Below are 24,606 nucleotides of genomic sequence, written 5' to 3' on the forward strand. Positions count from 1 at the left end.
CTTCGGGCGGGGCCGCGTCTTCCCCCTTTCGCCCGGTGCCCCGCGCGCGTGCGTGGCGGGCCGGGTGTGATCCGAGAAGGACACGACACGTGACTCTCTCCACGCTGCCCGTGCCGTCCCCGTCGACCGTTCCTGCGGCGGACGCTTCGATCACCGCGTGGGCGTTGTCCGCGCGGGACGGCGATCCGGTGGCCGTCGACCGGTGGGTGCGGGCGCTGCACCGGGACGTGCTGCGGTACGTCCTGTATCTGAGCGCCGATCCGCAGGGCGCCGACGACCTGGTCCAGGACACCTTCGTGCGGGCGCTGGGGAGCCTGCACCGGTTCGAGGGGCGGTCCTCCGCGCGCGTGTGGCTGCTGGCGATCGCCCGGCGGGCGGTGGTCGACAGTCACCGCCGGGCGGCGGTACGGCCCCGGGTGTGCGACTCCGCTGCGTGGGAGGCGGTGGTGGCGCCCGGGTTCGAGGAGGGGGTGGCGCTGGCCGACCTGCTGGCGGCGCTGCCCCGGGAGCGGCGGGAGGCGTTCGTGCTGACGCAGGTGGCCGGGTGGTCGTACGAGGAGGTGGCCGGGTGGTGCGGGTGTCCGGTGGGGACCGTGCGGTCCCGGGTCGCCCGGGCGCGCGCCACGCTGGCCGAAGAGCTGACGGCCGGCCGCGCGGAGGACGCCGTGGCGTAACGTGACGCCTCATGAAGATCCTGATCAGCGCGGACATGGAGGGTGCCACCGGGGTCACCTGGCCGGCGGACGTGCTGCCGGGGACCCCGCAGTGGGAGCGGTGCCGGGGGATGTTCACCTCGGACGTCGACGCGGCCGTGCGCGGCTTCTTCGACGGCGGGGTTGATCAAGTGTTGATCAACGAGGCGCACTGGACGATGCGCAACCTGTTGCTGGAACGTCTTGACGAGCGGGCCGAGATGTTGACCGGTCGTCATAAGTCCCTGTCCATGGTTGAGGGAGTCCAGTACGACGACGTTGATGGCATCGCGTTCATCGGGTATCACGCGGGCGCCGGCATGGAAGGCGTCCTCGCCCACACCTACCTCGCCAACTCCATCACCGGCGTGTGGCTCAACGACGTGCGCGCGAGCGAAGGGCTGCTCAACGCGCACGTCGTCGCCGAGTACGGCGTCCCGGTCGTCCTGGTCACCGGGGACGACGTCGCCTGCGAGGACGCCCTGGGCTACGCCCCGGAAGCGCTGAAGGTCGCCGTCAAGGACCACGTGTCGCGGTACGCCGCCGTGTGCCGCACACCCGCGCGGACCGCCGCCGACATCCGTGCGGCGGCGCGCGAGGCGGTGGGGCTCGCGGGGCGCAGGGCACCGGTCGACGCCGGCCCGTACACGGTCGCCGTGGAGTTCGACGCGGAGCACCTGGCGGCGGCCGTGACCGTGGTGCCCGGTGTGACGCGAGTGGGGGAGCGCAAGGTGGCGTACACGAGTGAGCGCATGTACGACGGCATCCGCACGTTCAAGGCGGTCACCACGATCGCCTCGGCGGCGATCGAGGAGCAATATGGCTGACCAGCAGTCCCGGGACGAGGTCGTGCGGTTCACCTCCGACCTGATCCGTTTCGACACCACCAACAGAGGCGGCGGCGACTGCCGTGAGCGGCCCGCCGCCGAGTACGCGGCCGAGCGGCTCGCCGAGGCCGGCCTGGAGCCGGTCCTGCTGGAGCGCACGCCGGGGCGCGCGAACGTCGTCGCGCGCATCGAGGGCACCGACCCGTCCGCCGCCGCGCTGCTCGTCCACGGGCACCTGGACGTCGTCCCCGCACAGGCCGACGACTGGAGCGTGCACCCGTTCTCGGGCGAGGTCCGCGACGGGGTCGTGTGGGGGCGCGGGGCCGTCGACATGAAGAACATGGACGCGATGGTCCTCGCCGTCGCCCGGTCCTGGGCACGTGAGGGGGTACGGCCGCGCAGGGACGTCGTCATCGCCTTCACCGCCGACGAGGAGGCGAGCGCCGAGGACGGCGCCGGGTTCCTCGCCGACGAGCACCCCGGGCTCTTCGAGGGCTGCACGGAGGGCATCAGCGAGTCCGGCGCGTTCACCTTCCACGACGGCACCGGACGCGAGATCTACCCCATCGCGGCGGGCGAACGCGGCACCGGCTGGCTGAAGTTGACCGCGCGGGGCCGCGCCGGGCACGGCTCCAAGGTGAACCACGAGAACGCCGTCACCCGGCTCGCGGGTGCGATCACGCGGATCGGCGAGCACGAGTGGCCCGCCCGGCTCACCCCCACCGTGCGCGCCGCGCTCACCGAACTCGCCGCGCTCTACGGCATCGAGCCCGACCTCGACGACGTCGACCTGCTCCTGGAGAAGCTCGGACCGGCCGCGAAGCTCGTCGAGGCGACCGTCCGCAACAGTGCCAACCCGACGATGCTGGACGCCGGTTACAAGGTCAACGTGATCCCCGGCGAGGCCGTCGCCTACGTCGACGGACGCTATCTCGCGGGCACCGAGGACGAGTTCACGGCGACACTGGACCGGCTCACCGGACCCGACGTCGACTGGGAGTTCCACCACCGCGAAGTCGCCCTCCAGGCACCCCTGGACACCCCGACCTACGCCAAACTGCGGGTGGCCGTACGGGAGTTCGCGCCCGAGGGGCACACGGTGCCATACTGCATGTCCGGCGGCACCGACGCCAAGCAGTTCTCCCGCATCGGCGTCGTCACCTACGGTTTCGCCCCGCTGAAGCTGCCCGAAGGCCTCGACTACCAGGCCCTGTTCCACGGCGTCGACGAGCGAGTCCCCGTCGAGGCACTGCACTTCGGCGTCGACGTCCTCGACCGCTTTCTGCGCACCGCATGAACACCCGCCTCCCGTACGGAAGTTGGCCGTCCCCGGTGACGGCCGCGCTCGCCGCCGCGCACGACGGGCGGCCCGACCACGTCGCCTTCGTCGGTGACGAGGTGTGGTGGACCGCGCCCCGCCCCGCCGAGGCCGGCCGCCGCACTCTGATGCGCCGCCGCGCCGACGGCACCGAGGAGTCCGTCCTGCCCGCCCCGTGGAACGTGCGCAACCGCGTGCACGAGTACGGCGGCCGGCCGTGGGCCGGGACCGTCCACGAGGGCCAACTCCTCGTTGTCTTCAGCCACTTCGCCGACCAGCGGCTCTACCGTCACGACGGGGACGGCGACCCCCGGCCCCTCACCCCCGTCTCCGAGGTGGGCGGCGGGCTGCGCTGGTCCGATCCGGTGCTGCTGCCCGGGCGGGGTGAAGTCTGGTGCGTGCTGGAGGAGTTCACCGGCGCGGGGCCGACCGACGTGCGGCGCGTCCTGGCCGCCGTACCGCTGGACGGGTCGGCCGCGCACGACCGGGGGGCCGTGCGTGAACTCACCGACGACACAAGGCGGTTCGTGTCCGGGCCGGTGCTGTCGCCGGACGGGCTGCGGGTGGCGTGGCTGGCCTGGGAACATCCCCGGATGCCGTGGGACGGGACCGAACTGCTGGTCGCCGACGTGGACGCGCTCACCGCACCTCAGGTCGTCGCCGGGGGAGCGCGGGAGTCGGTCGCGCAGGTCGAATGGGCCCCGGACGGCGGGCTGTTGTACGTGTCCGACCGCAGCGGCTGGTGGAACCTCTACCGGGACGGACGCCCGCTGTGCCCGCGCGAGGAGGAGTTCGGCGGGGCGCTGTGGAAACTCGGGCAGCGGTGGTTCGCGCCGCTGGCGGACGGGACGGTCGCCGTCGTCCACGGCAAGGGCGCCGCAGGGCTCGGTGTGCTCGACCCCGGCAGCGGGCGGATCGCCGAACTCGTCGGCCCCTGGACCGAGTTCGCCGCCACCCTCGCCGTGCGCGGCGGCCGGGTGATCGGCGTCGGGGCCGGTCCTGAGCGCGGGTACGAGGTCGTCGAGCTGGACACCGGGCAGGGGCGGGCGCGGGCGATCGGGGCCGTGCACACCGACGTCGTGGACCCCGGCTGCTGTCCGCGGCCGGTCGCGCGCGTCTTCGCCGGACCCGGCGGCCGGGAGATCCACGCCACCGTGTACCCGCCGCGCCACCCCGAACACACCGCACCTGAAGGGGAGTTGCCGCCCTACGTCGTGTGGGCGCACGGCGGGCCGACCGACCGGGCGCCGCTCGTCCTCGACCTGGAGATCGCCTACTTCACCTCGCGCGGCATCGGGGTCGTGGAGGTCGACTACGGCGGGTCCACCGGGTACGGGCGGGCGTACCGCGAGCGGCTGCGCGGGCGGTGGGGCGTGGTGGACGTCGAGGACTGCGCGGCCGTCGCCCGCGCGCTCGGCGAGGAGGGCGCGGCCGACCCGCGACGGCTCGCGATCCGCGGCGGCAGCGCCGGAGGCTGGACCGCCGCCGCCTCGCTGACCAGCACCGACGTCTACGCCTGCGCGTCGATCAGCTACCCCGTCCTCGACCCCGTCGGCTTCGCGGACGGCGGCACGCACGACATGGAGTCCCGCTATCTCGACGGCCTGATCGGCCCGTACGACGAGGTGCCCGAGCGGTACGCCGAACGCTCGCCCGTCGCCCGCGCGGACGCCGTCTCCGTGCCGTTCCTGCTGCTCCAGGGGCTCGACGACGTCATCTGCCCGCCCGAGCAGTGCGAACGCTTCCTCGCCCGGGTGCGGGGCGTGCCGCACGCGTACCTCACCTTCGAGGGCGAAGGGCACGGATTCCGCAAGGAGTTGACGAACGTGCGCGCGCTGGAGGCCGAACTGTCCCTGTACGCCCAGGTGTTCGGGGTGGACGCGCCCGGGGTGCCGAGGCTGGAGCTGTCCTCCTGAGCGCCGCCCGCCGCCCGAGCGCCCCGGACCTCCGGCGCACGAACGACCTTGGAGCTGACCCGAGTTGAACGAGCTGACCCGTCCCGCCCGCCTCGTCCCCGGCGACCGTGTCGCGGTCGTCGCCCCCAGCGGCCCGGTGCCGCAGGAGCGGCTCGAGGCCGGGCTCGACGTCCTGCGCGGCTGGGACCTGGACGTCGTCGTCATGCCTCATGTCCTCGACCGGCACCGGGAGTTCCCCTACCTCGCGGGCCAAGACGCGGACCGGGCCGCCGACTTCCAGCGCGCCTGGTGCGACCCGTCCGTCGCCGCGGTGCTGTGCGCACGCGGCGGGTACGGCACGCAGCGCATGGCGGACCTGCTCGACTGGACGGCGTTGCGAGCGGCCGGTCCGAAGGTGCTCGTCGGGTTCAGCGACATCACCGCGCTGCACGAGGCGTTCGCCGCCCGCCTCGGCCTCGTCACCCTGCACGGGCCCATGACGGCCGCCCTCGACTTCCTGAAGAACGCCCGCGCCCAGGACCACCTCAGGGCCACGCTGATGGCCCCGGAGACGGTCCGCACCCTCACCGCGACCGGCGGCGGTGCCCTTGTCGGCGGCCGGGCCCGGGGCGTCCTGCGCGGCGGCTGCCTCAGCCTCCTCGCCGCCGAACTGGGCACCCCGCACGCCCGTCCCGCCGTACCCGGCGCGCTGCTGTGCCTGGAGGACGTCGGTGAGGAGACCTACCGGCTGGACCGCTACCTCACCCAGCTGCTGCGCGCCGGGGCGCTCGACGGGGTGCGGGGGGTGCTGCTCGGGTCCTGGGCGGAGTGCGACGACTACGCGCTCGTCCGCGCGATGCTGGCCGACCGGCTCGGGGGGCTCGGGGTGCCGGTCGTCGAGGAGTTCGGGTTCGGGCACGGTCCGGGGGCGCTGACGATCCCGTTCGGGGTGGCGGCGGAGCTGGACGCCGACGCGGGGACGCTGACCTTGGACGCGCCGGCGCTGCGGTGAGGCGTGCGCTCCGGCGCGCGGAACGGGATGCGCTCCAGCGTGCGCCTCGGCGTGAGGTTCTCGCGCGCGCCCGCATGCACGCCCCACCCATACCCCGGCGCGTGGCCCAACCCGTACCCCGGGCGTGCGGCCCACCCGCGCTCCGGCGTGCGGACCGGGCGTGACCGGCGCACCCTGGTCGCATGAGCCCGAAGACGGCCTCCGAGAGCGGGGCGAAGAAGGGGGCCCGCGGTCTGTTCACGCCGGGGCGGATCACCGTCGTGGTGCTGGCCGTGCTCGCCCTGGTCTTCATCTTCGAGAACACCCGCGCCACCAAGATCCGGCTGCTGGTCCCCGAGGTCACGATGCCCCTGTGGACGGCGCTGCTGGCCACGGCCGCCGTGGGGGCGGTGTGCGGGGCGTACTTCGTGCGCAGGCGCCGCTAGCGGCTCAGGCGGGGCCAGGGAGCCCCGGGCCCGGCCGGCGGCGCCGAACGGTCCGCCAGGGCCGTCGTACGCTGGGGCGATGCCGCACACCGAGCGTTATCTCGCCGAGGGACCCCGCGTGGGGATACGTCATTTCACCTACGCGGACGGCGCGGAGTTCACCGCGCGGGTGCGCGAGAGCAAGGCGCTGCACCACCCGTGGCTGTTCCCGCCCGACAGCCGCGACGCGTACACGGCGTACGCCGCGCGGCTGATCGAGGACCCTACGAAGGCCGGTTTCCTGGTGTGCGCCAAGGACGACGGGTCGATCGCCGGGTTCATCAACATCAACAACATCGTCGAGGGCGCCTTCCAGTGCGGCGCGCTCGGGTACGGCGCCTTCGCGCACGCGGCCGGGCGCGGGCTGATGCGGGAGGGCCTGGGGCTGGTCGTACGGCACGCGTTCGGGCCGATGCGGCTGCACCGGCTGGAGATCAACGTGCAGCCCGGCAACACCGCGTCCGTCGCCCTCGCGCGGGGCGCCGGTTTCCGCAGGGAGGGGCTCTCGCCGAAGATGCTCTACGTCGACGGCGCCTGGCGCGACCACGAGCGGTGGGCGATCACCGCCGAGATGCCGGTTTCCGGTTGACCTTCATGGTGTCGAGATCGGTGACCGTGGAGCGCAGCCGGGCGAAACCGTAGCCCCGCGCGGTCAACGCGCTCTCCGCGCGGTCCTCCGCGATCGCCCCGGCCATCTCCTCGCCGTCCGCCGCGTCGGAGACGACGACGTACCGCATCGAGAAGTGCTTCAGCGGGCGCGCCTCGTACGTCAGGGTGCCCTCCTCGGTGAAGCGCATGCTCGCGAGCCCATGATCCGGTGCCGCGGCGAGGAGGCGGTCCCTGGCCTCGTCGGTGAGCGCGTCCCAGGTGCCCCGGACGATCACCCGGTAGGTGTGCTGCTCGGTCATCGGCTTCCCTCCGTCTTCGCGCGCCGGAGCGTGCGCCGGCGCCGGACGACTCTACGGCGGGCGCGGCGGACGGCACCCGGAATTTCGGTGCTCATGCCTTTGCGCAATCCTGACCTGCGACTCCTCTGGCGGGGGCGGCAGGCGGCGGGTTCCATGGGGAAGCGTGACCACGATCCGCAGCACCACCGTGACGCTGCCCGCCGCCCCGTTCGGTCCCGACAATCCGCTGCCGCGTCTGGCGCCGCTCCCCGAGGCGCCGTGGGACGAACGCGAGCGCGGGCCGTATCCGGTGCGGGTCCGCGACGGGTACGAACGGGCGCGCGCGTTACAGGACCTGTCCGCGCTGGTCGTCGAGAACGACCGGCTGACGGCCACCGTCCTGCCCGGCCTCGGCGGCCGGATCGCCTCCCTCGTCCACCGGCCCACGGGACGCGAACTCCTGTACCGCAACCCGGTGTTGCAGCCGGCCGCCCTCGGGCCCGACGGCGTCTGGTGCGCGGGCGGCCTCGTCTGGGACCTCGGCGCCCTCTCCTGCGCGCCCGTGCACGCGGCCCGCGTCACCGCCCCCGACGGCGGCCCGATGCTGCGGCTGTGGGAGTGGGAACGCGTCCATGACCTGCCGTTCCAGGTCGACTTGTGGCTGCCGGACGGCTCCGACTTCCTGTACGCCGCCGTCCGCGTCCGCAACCCCCATGAGAAACCTGTCCAGTTGACCTGGTGGTCGCGCGCGGCCGTCCCCGAGGAACGGACCGTCCTCGCCCCGGCCGACGAGCTCCGCCTCTCCGCCGGACCACGGCCCCAGACCGGCATCGTTCCGCGCCAACTCCCTTGCGCGGAGCACGGGTTCTACGGTTTTCCGGCCGACCGGCGCCGCTGGGTCGCCGCCCTCGACGCCGACGGGCAGGGGCTCGTACAGACGTCCACCGACGGGCTGCCCGGCCGGACGCTGTTCGCGTGGGGGAGCGGTCGCGGCGGCCGGCGCTGGCAGGAGTGGCTGACCGGTCCGGACGGCGGCGGCCACGCCGAACTCCGCGCCGGACTCGCCCGCACGCCCCGGGACCGGGTACGGCTCGCGGCGGAGAGCGAGGTGTCCTGGCTGGAGGCGTACGGCTCGCTCCAATCCCCGCTCGCGGAAGGCGAATCGGGGGTCGGGAAGCGGCTCACGGCGGCCCTGCCCCGGCAGGCCGTCGACGCGGCGTACGCGGCCTGGAAGCCGTACGCCGACGCCGAACCGGTGGAGCCGCTCGCCGTCGGCTCCGGCTGGGGCGCGCTCGAAGTGCTGCGCGCCGACTGGAAGTTGCCGGGGACACCGTTCCCCGAGTCCACGCTGGGCGAACTCCAGGAGCCCTGGCGGGAGTTGCTGCGCACCGGTGCCCTCCCCGAGCCGCGCCGGGTCCGGCCGCCCGGGGAGACGCTGGTCGCCTCGCACTGGCGGGACATGCTGGAGAACGCGCCCGCCGTCCCGTGCGCCGAGTACCACCTGGGCGTCGCCCAATGGCACGCCGGCGACCGCGCCCAGGCGGTGCGCAGCTGGGAACGGGCGCTGCAACTCGCCCCGTCCGTCTGGCCGTTGCTGCGCTGCCTCGCCGTCGCCGACCGGGAGAGCGGGCACCGGGAGCGGGCCGCCGACCGGTACGCCGACGCCTTCGACGACCTGTGCCGCGAGCGGCGCGACAGCGGCGAGGCGTGGACCGCCGCCACCGCCGCGCTGGGCCGCGAGACGATCGCCGCCCTGCTCGCCGTACGGCGCACGGCAGTTGCGCGCGGCGTGTGGGAGCGGCTGCGCCCCGAGACCCGGGCGCGCGGCCGATTCCGGCTCCTGGAGGCCGAGTTGCTGCTCGCCGAGGGCCACCGCGAGGCCGCCCGCGCGGTGCTCGCGGAAGGGGTCGAGGTGGCCGATCTGCGGGTGGGGGACGATGTACTGGAGTGGCTGTGGGAGCGGTGCGGGGAAGGGGAGTTGCCGGAGGCGTACGACTTCCGGGTGCGGTGAAAGGGGGGGCCGGCCGAAGCGGTGCGGCTTCCGGAGGCGGGAGTGGCGGCGGCTTCCGGAGGCGCTGGGACGGTCCCCGGCGGATGCTTCGCGCCCCCGGTGACGCGTCTCTACTTCCGGCAGAGGATCTCACCATGCAAGACGCAGAACCACGCGTCCTCCTGCCGCCCCCACTCCCGCCACGCCTCCGCGATCGCCTCCAGCTCGTCCTGGGTGGCGTGGCCGCCCTCGGTCGCGCGGGCGGCGTAGGAGGAGGTGACCGTGCGGTCCGCCCACAGGCCGCTCCACCACGCGCGCTCCTCCTCGGTGGCGAACGTCCAGTTCCCCGAGGTGGCCGTGACGTCCGTGAAACCCGCCGCCAGCGCCCAGGACTTCAGCCGCCGCCCCGCGTCCGGCTCGCCCCCGTTGGCGCGGGCCACCCGGCGGTACAGGTCGGACCAGGCGTCCATGCCGGCCGAGGCCGGGTACCAGATCATGCCCGCGTAGTCCGCGTCGCGGACGGCGAGGTAACCGCCCGGCTTGGTCACCCGGCGCATCTCGCGCAGGGCCTGCACCGGGTCGCCGACGTGCTGGAGGACCTGGTGGGCGTGGACGACGCAGAACGTGTCGTCGGCGTAGTCCAGATCGTGGACGTCGGCGACCGCGAAGTCGACGTTGGCCAGGCCCCGTCCGGCGGCGGTGGCGCGGGCCTGGTCCAGGACTTCGGGGGCCCGGTCGACGCCCGTGACGTGGCCGTCGGGGACCAGGGCCGCCAGGTCGGCGGTGATGGTGCCGGGGCCGCAGCCGATGTCGAGGACCTTCATGTGCGGTTTCAGCGAACTCAGCAGGTATCCCGCCGAGTTGGCGGCGGTCCGCCGGGTGTGGGACCGCAGCACCGACTCGTGGTGGCCGTGCGTGTAGACGGCCGTCTCGTGCGCCTTCGACATGGCTGTGCTCCTTCGCGTCGCCGTACGCCGCGGAGGCCTGGCGGGGCTCCGGGCGCTGTTCCTCCACCGTACGCGCGTGGCCGTATCGTGAGATAGATCGTTCCGAATCGTGGACTGACTAGGTGTCAGGGGCATCCCTTAAGGGGCGCGCGGGACGGCGTACCCGGTAATGCATTTGCATCGATGTGGCAGGTCAGGGACATTTCCTGTATGGGACATCTGGAAGCCGCGCACCTTGAGCACTACCTCCCCGACGGGAGGGCGTTGCTCGGCGACGTGTCCTTCCGGGTCGGCGAGGGGGCCGTCGTCGCCCTGGTCGGGCCGAACGGGGCGGGCAAGACGACGCTGCTGCGGCTGCTGTCCGGTGAGTTGAAGCCGCACGGCGGGAGTGTCGCCGTGGGCGGCGGGCTCGGGGTGATGCGGCAGTTCGTGGGGTCCGTGCGGGACGAGTCGACCGTGCGCGACCTGCTGGTCTCCGTCGCCGCGCCGCGCATCAGGGAGGCCGCCGAGGCCGTCGACCGCGCGGAGCACGCGCTGATGACCGTCGACGACGAGGCCGCGCAACTGGGCTACGCGCAGGCGCTCGCCGACTGGGCCGAGGCGCGCGGCTACGAGGCGGAGACCCTGTGGGACGTGTGCACGACGGCCGCGCTCGGGGTGCCGTTCGAGCAGGCCCAGTGGCGGCAGGTGCGCACGCTGTCCGGCGGTGAGCAGAAGCGGCTGGTGCTGGAGGCGCTGCTGCGCGGCACCGACGAGGTCCTGCTGCTCGACGAGCCGGACAACTACCTCGACGTGCCCGGCAAACGGTGGCTGGAGGAGCGGCTGAAGGAGACGCGCAAGACGGTGCTGTTCGTCTCCCACGACCGTGAACTCCTCTCCCGCGCGGCCGAGAAGATCGTCTCCCTGGAGCCGGGTCCGGCCGGCGCGGACGCGTGGGTGCACGGCGGCGGGTTCGGCACCTTCCACGACGCGCGGCGCGAACGCTTCGCCCGCTTCGAGGAGTTGCGCCGCCGCTGGGACGAAAAGCACGCCCAGCTCAAGAAGTTGGTCCTCAACCTGCGCCAAGCAGCCGCCGTCAGCCATGAGATGGCCTCCCGGTACGCCGCCGCCCAGACCAGGCTGCGCAAGTTCGAGGAGGCGGGCCCGCCGCCGGAGCCGCCGCGCGAGCAGGACATCAAGATGCGCATCAAGGGCGGCCGTACCGGCGTGAGAGCCGTCACCTGCAAGGGACTTGAGCTGACCGGGCTGATGCGGCCGTTCGACCTGGAGGTGTTCTACGGCGAGCGCGTCGCCGTCCTCGGCTCCAACGGCTCCGGCAAGTCGCACTTCCTGCGGCTGCTCGCCGGGGACACCGTGGCGCACACGGGCGAGTGGAAGCTCGGCGCGCGGGTCGTCGCCGGACACTTCGCGCAGACCCACGCCCACCCCGAGCTCCAGGGGCGCGCGCTGCTGGACATCCTGTGGCAGGAGCACGCCCAGGACCGGGGCGCGGCGATGTCCCGGCTGCGCCGCTACGAGCTGACCCAGCAGGCCGAGCAGTCCTTCGACAGGCTCTCCGGCGGCCAGCAGGCCCGCTTCCAGATCCTCCTGCTGGAGCTTCAGGGCGTCACCGCGCTCCTGCTGGACGAGCCCACCGACAACCTCGACCTGGAGTCCGCCGAGGCCCTCCAGGAGGGCCTGGAGGCCTTCGACGGCACTGTCCTGTCGGTCACCCACGACCGCTGGTTCGCGCGCTCCTTCGACCGCTTCCTGGTCTTCGGCAGCGACGGCAAGGTGCGCGAGACGCCGGAGCCGGTGTGGGACGAGCGGCGGGTGGAGCGGGCGCGGTAGGGGGCGCCGGGCGTGGCAGGGGGCGCGGCAGGGGGCGCGAAAGGGGGCGTGTCGGGCCGGGCGGGGGTGCGCGGTCCGTCGTCGTGTGACGTCGGTGACCCGCCCGTCCGCGGGGGCGCGGCGGGTGTTTGTGCGGCGGGGGCCGGGGCAGGCGGTTCTACGTGCCTCGGACCGGAGGCACGTCCGTGGGGGACCTCGCGCCGCGGCCTTCCGGCAGAGCTGTCCGCGCCGTGCGCGCGCCCCTCGGTGAACCGTCCAACCCTCAGCATCCGCAAGGGAGTTGCGACGCACCATGCAGAACCGAGCGAGCGTGAGGCACCATCCGCACGACGACGCGCCCGACACCGCCCAGGACTTCCGCCGGCTCGCGACGCTGCCGGCCGGACCGCGCCGCGACCTGCTGCGCGCCCAGATCGTCGAGGCCTGGCTGCCGATGGCCGACCGCCTCGCCGGGCGGTTCCGCAACCGGGGCGAGAGCTTCGAGGACCTGAAACAGGTCGCCGCCCTCGGTCTCGTCAAGGCCGTCGACCGTTACGACCCCGCGCGCGGGAACGCGTTCGAGAGCTACGCCGTGCCGACCGTCACCGGCGAGATCAAACGGCACTTCCGCGACCACCTGTGGACCCTGCACGTCCCGCGCCGCGTCCAAGAGCTGCGCAACCGGGTCCGCTCCGCCTGCCAGGACCTCGCCCAGGACCCCTCAGGAAGCCGCCCGACGGTCGCCGAGATCGCCGTACGGGCCCGGCTGAGCGAGGAGGACGTCCGGGCCGGCCTGGAGGCCCTGGACAGCTTCACCGCGCTGTCCCTCGACGCCGAGCCGCCCGGCGCCGAAGGGTCCTCCCTCGGCGACGTCCTGGGCTCGCCCGACCCGGCCCTCGACACGGTCGTCGACCGCGAGGCCGTCAAGGGGCGGCTGGCGGCGCTGCCCGAGCGGGAGCGGGCGATCCTGTACATGCGGTTCTTCGACGACATGACCCAGCGGCGCATCGCGGAACGGCTGGGCATCTCCCAGATGCACGTCTCCCGGCTGATCAGCCGGTGCTGCGCGCGCGTGCGGGAGGAGGTGCTGGGGGAGGTGGCTTAAGGGAGGGGTTTTCGCGGGGGAGTCGGGGTGGACCGGCGGGGCCTTTGGCGGGCGCCCGCGCGGGGTGCTGATGAAGTACCGCGCGGAGTGCTGGTGAGGCGCCGCGCGGGATGCCCGGCGAGGCGTCCCCTGGGGAGCCGGGCAGGAGTCCAGTGGGCCTCCTATGGGGCGTCCAGCGGGCGTCCAGCGGGCCTCCTATGGGGCGTCGTTCACCCGGTCGGGTTCCCCGGTTGCCGCCAAACGTGGGCACGCGCGCGCGGCATGCGGCCTTACGGGCTGTGATGGGTGTACGTCAGCCCCCGCGCGCCCTAGGAGTCCCATGCGCCGCCGCCCTGTCCGTGCCCTGTCCGTCGCGGTGGTCGTCTGCGGTGCGCTCGCCGCGATACCGGCTGCCGCCGTCGCCGACCCCGCCGCCGAGGTCGGTCCGGCGTCCGTCCCGCCGGGCGGCAGCGTCACCGTCACGGTCCGCTGCGACACGCTCCCCGGTACGGCCCCGGCGACCATCGACGCCACGTCGCAGGCGTTCGCCGACGGCACCGTGCGGCTGCCCCGGGTGCCCGGCGAGGACGGGGCCGCCTACCGGGGCACCGCGCGGGTCGCCGGCCCCGGGGAGTTCCTCGACGTCGACGGCAAGGGGCCCGACTCGGCCTGGACCGTCGACGGGACGTGCCCCGGTGCGAAGGGCGGTCCCGGGCGGCCCTGGAGCGCCACGTTCGACGTCCCGCGCGTGGGCGGCGCCGGACCCGCCCCCTGTCCGCCGCCGCGCGCATGGCAGCAGCCCGGACCGGCCGAGCCCCCCAGGAACGACTCCTGCGCCGGCCCTTCGGTCCAGTACGGCGTCCAGGCCGGCTCGGGCGGCACCTTCACGGACTCCGTCCCCGCCCTGGCCGCCGGGGGCCTGCTGATCGCCGGGGCCTTCGGTGCAGCCGCCCACCGCCTGCTGCGCCGCCGCTCCTCGCCGGACGCCTGAAACGGCATGGGGCCCGGACCGGGTGGCGTGGGGGGAAGCGGGGGGTGGGGTGGGGCTGGGGGCGGTCCGGGGCGCGTGAAGGGGCCTGGGAGCGCCGAGGGCGGTTCCGGGCGCGTGCGGGGGGCCGGCGGGCCAGGGAGCGCCGAAGGAGGCGGCCGTCCGCAGAACTCCGGAGGGCCGGAGAACGGCTCCAGTGCGGCCATGGGGGCCGGGCCGCACGAGGGCACCGGCGGGGGCGGCTCTGGAGGGCCGGGCGGTGCGGGAGGCGCCAGGGGTGGTCTTGAGGGTCCCGCACGGGCGAGCGGCGCCGGAGGACCAGGTGACGGCTTCGGTGCGGCCACCGGGCACGGGCCCGTCCGGTACGGGCCCGCTCCGCCCGGGGACGGGCTTCCTGTGGGGGACGGGCTCGCTCGGGTGCTGGCGGGGGCCGCCGTGCGGGCGGGGGCCGAGCCGGTGGGGGGTGGGGTGCGGCTGCTGGAGGCCGCGTGCGGGTACTGGGAGCGGCGGGGGACGGTCGTCTCGCCCGCGCGCGTGGCCGCCGGGCCCGGGGCGCCCTCGCTGCTGCTGGCGCTGACCGCCGCGCTCGGCGGGGACGTCCTGGTGCCGCGGCCTTGCGCGGCCTGGTGGGCGCCTTACGCGCGGCTCCTCGGGCAGCCGGTGTTCCATGTGGCCACGCCCGCCGAGTGCGGGGGCGTGCCGGACGCGGCGGCGCTGCTGGAGACCGTGCGGCGGGTGCGTGCCGAAGGGGGTGACCCGCGGCTGCTGGTGCTGTCCGTGGCCGACGATCCGACGGCGACCGTCGCTCCCCCGGAGGTGGTCCACGAGGCCGTGGAGGCGGCCGTGGGGGAGGGGCTGCTCCTGGTCAGCGACGAGACCTGGAGCGACACCGTGCACGCCCCGCACGACACCGTCCTGGTCAGCCCGGCCGAGATGCTGCCCGAGCAGGTCTGCGTGGTCAGCGACCTGGCCGGCTGGGCGCTCCCCGAGGGCTGGCCCGCCGCCGTCGCCCGCTTCCCCGGCACGGACACCGGGGACGACCTCCACGCGCGCGTGCTGGATGTCCTCACCGCACTCGGCGCGCGCGTGGCGACACCGGTCGCCGCAGCCGCCGCGCACGCGCTGGACGAACCCGAGGACATCACCACGCGCGCGCGGGACGTCGTACGGCTGCACGCGCGCGTGGCCGGGGCCGCGCACCAGGCTGTCGTCGGGGCGGGCGCCCTGGCCCGGCCGCCGCAGGCCGGGCGGCATCTGTACGCCGACCTCGGACCGCTGCGGCCCGCGCTCGCCGCGCGCGGGGTCGGGGACGCGCAGGACCTGGAGGAGTACCTCACCGCCCGGCTCGGCATGCCCGCGCCGGGCGGCCACCGCTTCGGGGACGACCTGGGGGCACTGCGCGTACGGCTGTCCACGGGCCCCCTGCTGGGCGCCACCGGCACCGAGCGCGCGGAATGCCTCACCTCACCCTCGCCGTTGGAACTGCCACACGTGCAACGCGCGTTGAACCTTCTGAGGTCGGTCTTCGACGATCTCCGCGACGACGCTCAGCGATGGGAGCCTCCTCGATGACGCAGCAGTCCGAGTCGACCACGTCCACGACCACGCGGGACGCCGGGGCGCCGGCCGCCCCGCCGCCGTACGCGCCCCCGCGCCCGCCGCTTGCCGCGCCCCGCCCGCTGGGGGAGCGCCGGGTCTGGCCACGCGCCTTCCACGACCGGCTGACCGCCCCGCTGCCCGGCCTGAAAGCCATGGCCCGCTTCGCCCGAGAGGGCTCGATACGGCCCGGCGGACAAGGTCTCGCCGACGTCCCCCGACTGCCCGTCACCCTCGGGACGCCGCCCCGCGTGGACGCCCGCACGATCGCCGTCACATGGGCGGGGCACGCCAGTTGGGTGGTGGGCGTCGGCGGGCTGACCGTGCTGACCGACCCCGTGTGGTCGCGCCGCATCCTCGGCACACCCGCGCGGATCACGCCCGTCGGCGTCCCCTGGGAGGCGCTGCCCCCGGTCGACGCCGTCGTCATCAGCCACAACCACTACGACCACCTGGACGCCCCCACCCTGCGCCGCCTCCCGCGCGACACCCCGGTGTTCGTGCCGGCCGGGCTCGGCCGCTGGTTCCACCGCAGGCGCTTCACGCGCGTGACGGAGCTCGACTGGTGGGAGGCCGCCGAACTCTCCGGCGTACGCTTCGACTTCGTACCGGCCCACCACTGGTCCAAGCGCTCCCTGACCGACACCTGCCGCTCCCTGTGGGGCGGCTGGGTGCTCACCGCGCCCGACGGCGGGCGCGTGTACTTCGCCGGGGACACCGGCTACGGCCACTGGTTCGCGCGCATCGGGCAGCGCTACCCGGGCATCGACCTCGCCCTGCTGCCCATCGGCGCCTACGACCCGCGCTGGTGGCTCAGCGACGTCCACTGCGACCCCGAGGAGGCCGTACGCGCCGCGCGGGACGTCGGTGCGCGCAGGATGGCGCCGATGCACTGGGGGACGTTCGTCCTGTCCGCAGAGCCCGTCCTGGAGCCCCTCACGCGCGTGCGGGCCGCCTGGGAGGGGGCCGGGTTCGACCGGGGCGACCTGTGGGACCTGCCGATCGGCGGCTCACGGACGCTCGACCGGGAGGACCGGGAGGACGCCGGCAACGTCAACCTGCTTCAGCCGACGGCGGACTGAGGGAGCGTCAGGAAGGGGGTCAGGTCGTACGCGTCCCCCGCGCCCTGCGCCACAGCACCGGGGCCGCGCTGATCACCACGGTCAGCGCGACCGCGGCGACCACGCCCTCCCAGGGCTCCGGGAACAGGGAGCCGCCCAGGACGCCGATCAGCTGGTAGGTCGCCGCCCAGGCGAGGCAGGCGGGGAGGTTGCCGCGCACGAAGCGGCGCAGGGGCCAGCCCGCGAGGAGGCAGGCCAGCATCACCGGGATACGGCCCGCGGGCACCAGCCGGGACAGCACCAGGACGGCCACATTGTGCTCGGCCAGCTGTTCCTGGGCCTTCGCCAGCCGCTCCTCGGGCGCCCGCGCGCGGATCGCCTCCAGCCAGCGTGAGCCGTTGCGTGAGCGCATCCCGCGCATCCCCAGCCAGTACAGCGCCGCGTCCCCGCAGAACGCCGCCAGGGACGCCGTCACGAACACCAGGGCCATCGCGAAGGGCGCCGTCTGATGGAACGCCACCACGGCCGCCGAACTCACCAGCGCGCCCGTCGGCACGACCGGCACCAGCGCCCCGAACAGCACCAGCAGGAACAGCGACGGATAGCCGATCGCCTGCTGCGTCGACTCGGTCGACGGGGACGTCGCCGTCGCCGCGTGCACGCCGGCCGCCAGCCACAGCCACTTCACCGGGCCACCCCCACTGGCCGCTCCCGTCTCACCAGGCCACCCCCGCCGACCGTCCCCGTCTCACCGCGCGACCTCCGGGCGCACGCTCTGCCCGTGCCCCAGCCGGTGCACGCTCACCCCGGGCGCGCGCCGGGCCGCCAGGCGTACGAACTCCTCGCCGGGCGCATGGAATTCGTGGGGGCGCACGGCGTCCATGCCGATCGGCCAGTACGTCCCGTAGTGCACCGGCACCGCGCTGCGCGCCCCCAGGCGCGCGAGCGCCTCGGCCGCGCGCCCCGCGTCCAGATGCCCCTCCCCGAGGTACGGGCCCCAGCCGCCGACCGGCAGCAGCGCCACGTCCACCGGGCCGACCTCCTCGGCCATCGCGTCGAACAGCCCGGTGTCCCCGGCGAAGTACGTACGGGCCTCGCCCTCGACGACGTACCCCAGCGCGGGCGCGCGTTGCGGGCCGACCGGCAGGCGCCGGCCGTCGTGCCGGGCCGGCACCGCGCGCACGCGCACGGGACCCACCGCCACCTCGTCGCCCGGCTCCAGCTCCGTCAGCTCCAGGTGGGACAGCCGGCGCAGCCCGGGGACCGCGCGCGGTGCGCCCCGGGGGACCAGCAGGCGGGTGCCCGGCGCGAGCCGCGCCAGGGAGGGGATGTGCAGATGATCGGAGTGCAGATGGGAGACCAGCGCGACATCCGCGCGCGCGGCCCGCGGCGGCGGCACCGCGCCCCGGCGGCGCCTGAGATGCGCGAGCCTGCGCGCGAACAGGGGGTCGGTCAAGAGGCGTACGTGCGAATCCTCGATCGTGCAGGTGGCATGACCCCACCAGGTGATCTCCACCGGCACTCCCATGCCTCCTTCGCGCGACTCCCCCGAAGCCTACGGGCAGGAGTAGGGTCGGCGGCGAAACCCGGAGGTGAGGGGGCGCCATGGGAGGACCGGTCCGCGTCGTTCGTGCCATCCGCGTGACGGCCATCGCGAGCCTGACGCCGCTCGAAGAACTGGACGCCGACCCCTTCCTCGTGGACACCCGCACCCAGCACGCGATCTGCGCCCGCTGGGCCGAGGAGCGCGGCTACACCGTCGTACGCGAACTCGTGGTGCGCGGGCTGCGGGCCGATCACTGTGTGCTGTGGGACGGCGTGCGGGCCGGCGGGGATCTGTTCGTCGCGCCCAGCCGGCGGGTCCTGGAGAGCGCCCTGTCGTCGGTCGAGGAGTTCACCGCCGAGTGCGCCCGGCGCGGGGTCAGGGTCGAGACCGTGGGGGGCGCGGAACCGGCGTACGACGCGCAGATGAAGGCCTGCGTGCACCGGCGGCTGTCGATGCCGACGGCCGGGTACGACGGCCGCTAGCCCAGAAGATACGGCGGTTTTGGGACACGGCGCCGGGCGTTGTCAGTGCCGTGTGACAGGCTTGACGACATGGAGAGCGGAGGGCGCCTGCGCAAGGCCGCGAGTCAGATCGGACGCAGTGTCGTGGTGTGGGCGGCGTCCACAGTGACCATGCTCGTGCTCGCCGGGATCCTGCCCGACTTCCGCCTCCAGTCCGACGACGGCGACAGCGCGACCCGCATCGCCGTCACGGCCGCCGCGGGCGCCGGCGTCTTCGGCGTGCTGTCCGCCCTCGTGTGGCCGCTCCTCGTCCGCCTGCTGCTGCTCGTCCCCGCGCTCGTCCTCGGCCTGCTGGTGTTCGCGCTCAACGGCTCGCTGCTGCTGGTCGCGCTGCGCCTCAACCCCTCCGGGCAGGGCGCCGCCGCCCCCGAGACCGCCGTCATCGTCGCCGCCGTGATGTCGGCCGTCGCCTCCGCGACCGGCGGCGCGCTCGCCGTGCGCGACGACGACGCCTACCGCCGCCGTCTCTACCGCCTCTCCGACCGCCGCCGCAGAGGCGGCCCCGCCGCCCCGGCGACCCCCGGGACGGTCTTCCTCCAACTCGACGGCGTGGGCCATGACTTGCTGCGCGCCGCCGCCCACACCGGCGTGATGCCGACCGTCGGCCGCTGGCTCGACGACACCGGCGGCAGCCACCGCCTCACCCCCTGGCGCACCGACTGGTCCAGCCAGACCGGTGCCAGCCAGCTCGGCATCCTCCACGGCTCCAGCTTCGACGTACCGGCCTTCCGCTGGTACGAGAAGGACACCCGCGAGGTCATGGTCTGCAACCGGCCCACCAGCGCCGCCGAACTCCAGCGCCGCGCGGTCGAGCGCACGCGGGACGCCGGCCTGCTCTCCGCCGACGGCGCGAGCCGCGGCAACCTGTTCGGCGGCGGCGCCGACGAACAGGCCCTCGTCCTGTCCATCGCCGCCCGCCGCCGGCGCGAGACCCGCTCCCGCGACGGCTACTTCGCCTACTTCTCCGACCCCGCCAACGCGGTGCGCACCGCCCTGTCCTTCGGCGCCGAGGTCGCCCGCGAGATCGGCCAGTCCACCCGCGCGCGGGTGCGCGGCCGGGGCCCGCGCGTGAGCCGCGGCGGGCTCTACCCGCTGGTGCGGGCGTTCGCGACGGTCGTCGAACGCGACGTCGTGGTCGCCGCCGTGACCGGCGACATGCTCGCCGGGCGCACCTCCGTCTACGCCGACCTCGTCGCCTACGACGAAGTCGCCCACCATTCCGGCCCGTTGAGCTCCGACGCCGAGAAGGTCCTCGCCCGCCTCGACCGCTGTCTCGCCCTCATCGAGAAGGTCGCCGAGCACGCCCCGCGCCCGTACCGCATCGTCGTCCTCTCCGACCACGGCCAGAGCCCCGGGGAGACCTTCCAGGCCCGCTTCGGGCTGACGCTCGGCGACCTCGTGCGCGCGGGCTGCGGGCTGCCCGTGTCGCGCCGCGCGGTGGGGGTCCCCCCAGGCTTTCGGCTCTGGGGGAGGACCCACAGCGGCGCCGAGGCGCGGGCCGCCGTCCGCGCGGCGCTGCGCCGGCCCGTCGAGGAGCACGGCGAACGGCACCGGCCCTCACGCCGCTCCGAGCCGGTCGTGCTGGCCTCCGGGAACCTCGGCCTCATCTCCTTCCCGGCCGTCCCGCACCGCATGACCAGGGAAGAGATCGACGCCCGCCACCCGGCCCTGCTGACCACCCTCGCCAACCACCCCGGCATCGGCTTCCTCCTGGTCCGCAGCGAAGAACATGGCGGCGTCGTCCTCGGGTCGTACGGTGCCGAAGTCCCGGTCGACCGGCTGGAGGACGGCCACGGGCCGCTCGCCCCCTTCGGCCCCGGCGCCGCCCACGCGGTGCGCCGCACGCACTCCTTCCCGCACACCGCCGACATCATGGTCAACTCCTTCCACGACCCCGCCGGCGGCGAAGTCCTCGCCTTCGAGGAGCAGATCGGCTCCCACGGGGGGCTCGGCGGCGCCCAGGGCAAGCCGTTCCTGCTCTCCCCGCGCGTGCTGTCCGAGCCGGTCGGGGTGGGCGGGGAACTGGTCGGCGCGGAGCAGGTGCACGAGGTGCTGCGGCGGTGGCTCGCGGAGGCGGGCGGGCCGCAGATACCGGTTCCGGCCGGCGAGGGGCGCGGGCGCGCGGACGAGGGCGGGCGCGCGGACGAGGACCGGCGGGTGGCCTAGGACGCCGACAGGGTCGTATCCGTCAGGCCGCGCGGTGGCCGGACGCCGAAGTGCCGTATCGCGTAGACCGTTTCGCGACTGGCGTGGACGTGCTACGCGCCGCGGCGGGGAGTGTGATCGGATGGGGGCACGGCATCCGGGAACGGGGCCGACGCGACAGCGAAAGGGAAGAAACATGGCCACCACGCGCACCGCACACACCGTATGGAACGGCAGCCTTATGGAGGGTGAGGGCGAGGTCTCCCTCGACTCCTCCGGCGTCGGCACGTACGCGGTGTCCTGGCCGTCGCGCGCCGAGCAGGCGAACGGCAAGACCAGCCCCGAGGAGCTGATCGCCGCCGCGCACTCCAGCTGCTTCTCCATGGCCCTCTCGCACGGCCTGACCGGCGCCGGCACCCCGCCCACCCGGCTGGAGACCAAGGCCGACGTCACCTTCCAGCCCGGCACCGGCATCACCGGCATCCACCTCACCGTCCGCGGCGAGGTCCCCGGCCTCGACGCGGAGGGCTTCGCCGCCGCGGCCGAGGACGCCAAGAAGAACTGCCCCGTGAGCCAGGCCCTCGCGGGCACGACGATCACGCTGACGGTCGAGTCGGCCTGACCCGAGGGCTGACCGACGGCACGGCCCGAGCGCGCGGCACCTTCCCGGGGACCGGGGGAGGAGCCGCGCGCTTCGCCGTACGCCGCCCCTGCTTGCCGGCCGGCGCGCGCCCCCGCGCCGCACGCTGACCAGCCCCCTCCGCCCCACGCCCCCCACCTGACCTGCGCCGCCCCACGCCCCCTTGACAACCCCCCGCTCAAGTTTTGTGCTGGAAGCAGCAGGCTCCCTGGTGGAAGGGGACGGTCATGGGACGGCCGGTCGGGATCGATCTGGGGACGACGAACTCGGTGGTGGCGGTGCTGGAGGGCGGCGAGCCCACGGTCGTCGCGAACGCGGAGGGCGCGCGGACCACGCCCTCGGTGGTGGCGTTCGCGAAGAACGGCGAGGTGCTCGTCGGGGAGGTCGCCAAACGGCAGGCGGTGACGAACGTCGACCGCACCGCGCGGTCCGTGAAACGGCATATGGGGGACGGGAGTTGGCGCTTCCCGGAGCAGGGGGCCGTGGACGGGCAGCGGTACCGCGCGCAGGAACTCTCCGCGCGGGTGCTGCAAAAACTCAAGCGGGACGCCGAGGCGTACCTCGGCGAGAACGTCACCGACGCCGTCATCACCGTCCCCGCCTACTTCGACGACAGTCAGCGGCAGGCCACCAAGGAGGCCGGGGAGATCGCCGGGCTGAAGGTGCTGCGGATCGTCAACGAGCCGACGGCGGCGGCGCTGGCGTACGGGCTCGACCGGGGCGACGAGCAGACCGTGCTGGTCTTCGACCTCGGCGGCGGCACCTTCGACGTGTCGCTCCTGGAGATCGGCGACGGCGTGATCGAGGTCAAGGCGACCAACGGGGACACGGCACTGGGCGGGGACGACTGGGACCAGCGGGTCGTGGAGCACCTTGTAAAGCGCTTTAAAAGCCAGTACGGCGTCGATCTCGGCCGGGACCGGATGGCGCTCCAGCGGCTGCGCGAGGGCGCCGAGAAGGCGAAGATCGAGCTGTCGTCGTCGACCGAGACCAACGTCAACCTGCCGTACATCACCGCCTCCGCCGAAGGCCCGCTGCACCTCGACGAGAAGCTGACGCGGGCCCAGTTCCAGGAGCTGACCGCCGATCTGCTCGACCGCTGCCGGGCCCCCTTCCACCAGGCGGTCAAGGACGCCAAGGTGACCCTCTCCGCGATCGACCACGTCATCCTGGTCGGCGGCTCGACCCGGATGCCCGCGGTGAGCGACCTGGTGCGGGAGCTGACTGGCAAGGACCCGCACAAGGGGGTCAACCCCGACGAGGTCGTCGCCCTCGGCGCCGCGCTCCAGGCGGGCGTCATCCGCGGCGACGTCAAGGACGTGCTCCTCCTCGACGTCACCCCGCTGTCCCTCGGGATCGAGACCAAGGGCGGCATCATGACCAAGCTCATCGAGCGCAACACCACGATCCCCACCCGGCGTTCGGAGATCTTCACCACCGCCGACGACAACCAGCCCTCCGTCGGCATCCAGGTCTACCAAGGGGAACGGGAGATCGCCGCGTACAACAAGAAGCTCGGCGTCTTCGACCTCACCGGGCTGCCGCCCGCCCCGCGCGGGGTGCCGCAGATCGAGGTCGCCTTCGACATCGACGCCGACGGGATCATGCACGTCTCCGCGAAGGACCTCGGCACCGGGCGCGTGCAGAAGATGACCGTCACCGGGGGTTCCGCGCTGCCCAAGGACGACATCGACCGCATGATGCGCGAGGCGGAGCAGTACGCGGACGACGACCGGCGGCGCCGGGAGAGCGTCGAGACCCGCAATCAGGCCGAGCAACTCGTGTACCAGACCGACAAGTTCCTGCGGGACAACGAGGGGAGCGTGCCGGCCGAGACGCAGGCGGAGGTGCGGGCCGCCGCCGACGAGCTGAAGGCCCTCCTCGCCGCGGAGACGGACACGGCCGCGCTGCGCACCGGTATCGAGAGGCTGTCGGCGGTCAGCCAGCGGATGGGACAGGCGATGTACGAACGGGCCCGGCAGCAGGGCGGCGCCGAAGGGCAGGGCACCCATCAGGAGACCTCGCGGCAGGACGCTCCGCAGGACGACGTCGTGGACGCGGAGATCGTGGACGACGAGAAGGGCGGCCGGGGCGGGACGGCTTAGGCGAACGCCCTCACGATCGGATCCGAACGCCCTCACGATCGGATCCGCCCCGCCGAGCGCACCCTCACGGCCGGGGCTGGATCCCTTAGGCCGAATGCCCCGATGATCAGGGACAACCCCTATATCTCGGGCCCCGCGAACCTGCGTACAGTGGCCGAAACGGTGTGAACAGGGGGCAGAGATGAGCATGCGGGAGCGGTCCGGGGGACCGGCCGGGGCCGAAGAGATGATCGCCGAGGCACGCAAGGCGTTCTTCGTGATGTTCGCCTTCGTCGCCGTCGTATGGCTGATCCAGCTGGCCAACTTCGCGGACGACTACGGGCTCTCGCGGGAGTACGGTGTCGTCTCCGGGGACCTCGGCGCGCTGCCGCACCTCCTCACCGCGCCGTTCCTGCACTGGAACTGGGCGCATCTGGAGAGCAATTCGGGCCCGCTGTTCGTCTTCGGGTTCCTCGCGGCGTACCGGGGCGTCGGCCGTTTCCTGCTGCTGAGCCTGCTCGTCGCGGTGACCAGCGGCATGGCGGTCTGGCTGTTCCAGGCGCAGGGCACGGCGACGGTCGGCGCGAGCGGGCTGATCTTCGGCTACTTCGGTTACGTCGTCGTACGCGGCCTCTTCGACCGGCATCTCGTCGACAGCCTGATCGGCCTGGTGATGGGCGCGTCCTTCGCGTACCTGCTGACCGTCGCCGTCCCCGGCACCCCCGGTGTCAGCTGGCTCGCCCACCTCGGCGGACTGCTCGGCGGCCTCGCGGGGGCATGGCTGCTGCGCGACCGGCGCGCACAGCGCGAACGCCTCCCGAAGCAGCAGGCCCAGCCGACACTCCCCGACACCGCCGCCCGCACCTCACTCCCACCCGCCGCAACTCCGCCGGACGGCTCCCGGGCCGACCTGCACAAGGAACTCCGAGACCTGGGACTGCTGTGACGAACGCCCAGAGCAAGTCGGCCCGTGCAGCGAACACCCGGGGCACGCCGGCCCGTTCCGGAGCTGCTGTAGCCAACGCCCAGAGCATGTCGGCCAGTTCCGGAGCCGCCATGGACAACACCCAGAGCACACCGGCCCGTTCCGGAGCCGCCAT

At 74.0% G+C, this 24,606-nt stretch carries 22 protein-coding genes; 18 read left to right on the top strand and 4 right to left on the bottom strand.

Features of this window, described 5'->3' with window-relative positions:
* Window positions 1–89: 89 nt before the first annotated feature.
* The 7 genes from ACYUD3_RS02825 to ACYUD3_RS02855 all read left to right on the top strand — a co-directional run bounded on the left by ACYUD3_RS02825 (window position 90) and on the right by ACYUD3_RS02855 (window position 6,797).
* Window positions 90–674: a sigma-70 family RNA polymerase sigma factor gene (locus ACYUD3_RS02825; RefSeq protein ID WP_470962880.1), complete on the top strand. Its 585-nt coding sequence runs from the start codon at window positions 90–92 to the stop codon at window positions 672–674.
* 11 nt (window positions 675–685) lie between these two features.
* The gene (locus ACYUD3_RS02830; protein ID WP_470962883.1) at window positions 686–1,519 is read left to right on the top strand and encodes a M55 family metallopeptidase; all 834 of its coding nucleotides are present in this window, start codon (window positions 686–688) and stop codon (window positions 1,517–1,519) included.
* Complete coding sequence (locus ACYUD3_RS02835; RefSeq protein ID WP_470962886.1) at window positions 1,512–2,816, top strand: M20/M25/M40 family metallo-hydrolase; 1,305 nt, start codon at window positions 1,512–1,514, stop codon at window positions 2,814–2,816. The genes ACYUD3_RS02830 and ACYUD3_RS02835 overlap by 8 nt, the downstream gene beginning before the upstream one ends.
* On the top strand, window positions 2,813–4,753 hold the full coding sequence (locus ACYUD3_RS02840) for a dipeptidyl-peptidase 5 (protein ID WP_470962890.1): 1,941 nt from the start codon (window positions 2,813–2,815) through the stop codon (window positions 4,751–4,753). The genes ACYUD3_RS02835 and ACYUD3_RS02840 overlap by 4 nt, the downstream gene beginning before the upstream one ends.
* Before the next feature lie 64 nt (window positions 4,754–4,817).
* The gene (locus tag ACYUD3_RS02845) at window positions 4,818–5,744 is read left to right on the top strand and encodes a S66 peptidase family protein (protein WP_470962893.1); all 927 of its coding nucleotides are present in this window, start codon (window positions 4,818–4,820) and stop codon (window positions 5,742–5,744) included.
* Between the two features lie 182 nt (window positions 5,745–5,926).
* On the top strand, window positions 5,927–6,169 hold the full coding sequence (locus tag ACYUD3_RS02850) for a LapA family protein (RefSeq protein WP_470962897.1): 243 nt from the start codon (window positions 5,927–5,929) through the stop codon (window positions 6,167–6,169).
* 79 nt (window positions 6,170–6,248) lie between these two features.
* On the top strand, window positions 6,249–6,797 hold the full coding sequence (locus ACYUD3_RS02855) for a GNAT family N-acetyltransferase (protein WP_470962900.1): 549 nt from the start codon (window positions 6,249–6,251) through the stop codon (window positions 6,795–6,797).
* On the opposite strand, the gene ACYUD3_RS02860 is transcribed toward ACYUD3_RS02855, so the two are convergent.
* Complete coding sequence (locus ACYUD3_RS02860) at window positions 6,769–7,116, bottom strand: DUF6204 family protein (protein ID WP_470962903.1); 348 nt, start codon at window positions 7,114–7,116, stop codon at window positions 6,769–6,771. The genes ACYUD3_RS02855 and ACYUD3_RS02860 overlap by 29 nt on opposite strands.
* A gap of 163 nt (window positions 7,117–7,279) precedes the next feature.
* On the opposite strand from ACYUD3_RS02860, the gene ACYUD3_RS02865 reads away from it, so the two are divergent.
* A complete protein-coding gene (locus ACYUD3_RS02865; RefSeq protein ID WP_470962906.1) occupies window positions 7,280–9,106 on the top strand; it encodes a DUF5107 domain-containing protein in 1,827 nt (608 codons plus the stop codon).
* Window positions 9,107–9,216: 110 nt separating this feature from the next.
* On the opposite strand, the gene ACYUD3_RS02870 is transcribed toward ACYUD3_RS02865, so the two are convergent.
* A complete protein-coding gene (locus ACYUD3_RS02870) occupies window positions 9,217–10,032 on the bottom strand; it encodes a class I SAM-dependent methyltransferase (RefSeq protein WP_470962909.1) in 816 nt (271 codons plus the stop codon).
* 210 nt (window positions 10,033–10,242) lie between these two features.
* On the opposite strand from ACYUD3_RS02870, the gene ACYUD3_RS02875 reads away from it, so the two are divergent.
* The 5 genes from ACYUD3_RS02875 to ACYUD3_RS02895 all read left to right on the top strand — a co-directional run bounded on the left by ACYUD3_RS02875 (window position 10,243) and on the right by ACYUD3_RS02895 (window position 16,591).
* A complete protein-coding gene (locus ACYUD3_RS02875) occupies window positions 10,243–11,862 on the top strand; it encodes an ABC-F family ATP-binding cassette domain-containing protein (protein ID WP_470962912.1) in 1,620 nt (539 codons plus the stop codon).
* A gap of 292 nt (window positions 11,863–12,154) precedes the next feature.
* The gene (locus tag ACYUD3_RS02880; protein ID WP_470962915.1) at window positions 12,155–12,946 is read left to right on the top strand and encodes a SigB/SigF/SigG family RNA polymerase sigma factor; all 792 of its coding nucleotides are present in this window, start codon (window positions 12,155–12,157) and stop codon (window positions 12,944–12,946) included.
* A gap of 319 nt (window positions 12,947–13,265) precedes the next feature.
* A complete protein-coding gene (locus ACYUD3_RS02885; protein ID WP_470962918.1) occupies window positions 13,266–13,916 on the top strand; it encodes a hypothetical protein in 651 nt (216 codons plus the stop codon).
* A 201-nt stretch (window positions 13,917–14,117) separates the two neighbouring features.
* Complete coding sequence (locus tag ACYUD3_RS02890) at window positions 14,118–15,485, top strand: aminotransferase class I/II-fold pyridoxal phosphate-dependent enzyme (RefSeq protein ID WP_470962921.1); 1,368 nt, start codon at window positions 14,118–14,120, stop codon at window positions 15,483–15,485.
* Window positions 15,482–16,591 (top strand): MBL fold metallo-hydrolase, encoded by a 1,110-nt coding sequence (locus ACYUD3_RS02895; RefSeq protein WP_470962924.1) that lies wholly within the window; start codon window positions 15,482–15,484, stop codon window positions 16,589–16,591. Before ACYUD3_RS02890 ends, ACYUD3_RS02895 begins: the two co-directional genes overlap by 4 nt.
* 19 nt (window positions 16,592–16,610) lie before the next feature.
* On the opposite strand, the gene ACYUD3_RS02900 is transcribed toward ACYUD3_RS02895, so the two are convergent.
* Both ACYUD3_RS02900 and ACYUD3_RS02905 read right to left on the bottom strand, forming a co-directional pair.
* Window positions 16,611–17,258, bottom strand: coding sequence for a DedA family protein (locus ACYUD3_RS02900; protein ID WP_470962927.1), 648 nt, complete (start codon window positions 17,256–17,258; stop codon window positions 16,611–16,613).
* A gap of 60 nt (window positions 17,259–17,318) precedes the next feature.
* Window positions 17,319–18,092 (bottom strand): MBL fold metallo-hydrolase, encoded by a 774-nt coding sequence (locus tag ACYUD3_RS02905; protein ID WP_470963929.1) that lies wholly within the window; start codon window positions 18,090–18,092, stop codon window positions 17,319–17,321.
* Between the two features lie 83 nt (window positions 18,093–18,175).
* On the opposite strand from ACYUD3_RS02905, the gene ACYUD3_RS02910 reads away from it, so the two are divergent.
* The 5 genes from ACYUD3_RS02910 to ACYUD3_RS02930 all read left to right on the top strand — a co-directional run bounded on the left by ACYUD3_RS02910 (window position 18,176) and on the right by ACYUD3_RS02930 (window position 24,452).
* Window positions 18,176–18,598, top strand: a complete 423-nt coding sequence (locus ACYUD3_RS02910) for a hypothetical protein (protein WP_470962930.1) — start codon at window positions 18,176–18,178, stop codon at window positions 18,596–18,598.
* A 69-nt stretch (window positions 18,599–18,667) separates the two neighbouring features.
* Window positions 18,668–20,803, top strand: coding sequence for a phage holin family protein (locus ACYUD3_RS02915; protein WP_470962933.1), 2,136 nt, complete (start codon window positions 18,668–18,670; stop codon window positions 20,801–20,803).
* Between the two features lie 175 nt (window positions 20,804–20,978).
* A complete protein-coding gene (locus tag ACYUD3_RS02920; RefSeq protein ID WP_470962936.1) occupies window positions 20,979–21,404 on the top strand; it encodes an OsmC family protein in 426 nt (141 codons plus the stop codon).
* Between the two features lie 245 nt (window positions 21,405–21,649).
* On the top strand, window positions 21,650–23,527 hold the full coding sequence (dnaK, locus tag ACYUD3_RS02925) for a molecular chaperone DnaK (RefSeq protein WP_470962939.1): 1,878 nt from the start codon (window positions 21,650–21,652) through the stop codon (window positions 23,525–23,527).
* Between the two features lie 181 nt (window positions 23,528–23,708).
* Window positions 23,709–24,452: a rhomboid family intramembrane serine protease gene (locus ACYUD3_RS02930; RefSeq protein ID WP_470962942.1), complete on the top strand. Its 744-nt coding sequence runs from the start codon at window positions 23,709–23,711 to the stop codon at window positions 24,450–24,452.
* Window positions 24,453–24,606: the final 154 nt, after the last annotated feature.

The sequence above is a fragment of the Streptomyces sp. AMJ-169 genome (genome assembly GCF_055597585.1).

Coding starts and splice junctions, on each gene's coding strand:
- ACYUD3_RS02830 (WP_470962883.1), top strand. CDS start 686: ATGAAGATCCTGATCAGCGCGGACATGGAGGGTGCCACCGGGGTCACC.
- ACYUD3_RS02835 (WP_470962886.1), top strand. CDS start 1,512: ATGGCTGACCAGCAGTCCCGGGACGAGGTCGTGCGGTTCACCTCCGAC.
- ACYUD3_RS02840 (WP_470962890.1), top strand. CDS start 2,813: ATGAACACCCGCCTCCCGTACGGAAGTTGGCCGTCCCCGGTGACGGCC.
- ACYUD3_RS02850 (WP_470962897.1), top strand. CDS start 5,927: ATGAGCCCGAAGACGGCCTCCGAGAGCGGGGCGAAGAAGGGGGCCCGC.
- ACYUD3_RS02855 (WP_470962900.1), top strand. CDS start 6,249: ATGCCGCACACCGAGCGTTATCTCGCCGAGGGACCCCGCGTGGGGATA.
- ACYUD3_RS02860 (WP_470962903.1), bottom strand. CDS start 7,116: ATGACCGAGCAGCACACCTACCGGGTGATCGTCCGGGGCACCTGGGAC.
- ACYUD3_RS02870 (WP_470962909.1), bottom strand. CDS start 10,032: ATGTCGAAGGCGCACGAGACGGCCGTCTACACGCACGGCCACCACGAG.
- ACYUD3_RS02875 (WP_470962912.1), top strand. CDS start 10,243: ATGGGACATCTGGAAGCCGCGCACCTTGAGCACTACCTCCCCGACGGG.
- ACYUD3_RS02880 (WP_470962915.1), top strand. CDS start 12,155: ATGCAGAACCGAGCGAGCGTGAGGCACCATCCGCACGACGACGCGCCC.
- ACYUD3_RS02885 (WP_470962918.1), top strand. CDS start 13,266: ATGCGCCGCCGCCCTGTCCGTGCCCTGTCCGTCGCGGTGGTCGTCTGC.
- ACYUD3_RS02890 (WP_470962921.1), top strand. CDS start 14,118: ATGGGGGCCGGGCCGCACGAGGGCACCGGCGGGGGCGGCTCTGGAGGG.
- ACYUD3_RS02895 (WP_470962924.1), top strand. CDS start 15,482: ATGACGCAGCAGTCCGAGTCGACCACGTCCACGACCACGCGGGACGCC.
- ACYUD3_RS02910 (WP_470962930.1), top strand. CDS start 18,176: ATGGGAGGACCGGTCCGCGTCGTTCGTGCCATCCGCGTGACGGCCATC.
- ACYUD3_RS02915 (WP_470962933.1), top strand. CDS start 18,668: ATGGAGAGCGGAGGGCGCCTGCGCAAGGCCGCGAGTCAGATCGGACGC.
- ACYUD3_RS02920 (WP_470962936.1), top strand. CDS start 20,979: ATGGCCACCACGCGCACCGCACACACCGTATGGAACGGCAGCCTTATG.
- dnaK (WP_470962939.1), top strand. CDS start 21,650: ATGGGACGGCCGGTCGGGATCGATCTGGGGACGACGAACTCGGTGGTG.
- ACYUD3_RS02930 (WP_470962942.1), top strand. CDS start 23,709: ATGAGCATGCGGGAGCGGTCCGGGGGACCGGCCGGGGCCGAAGAGATG.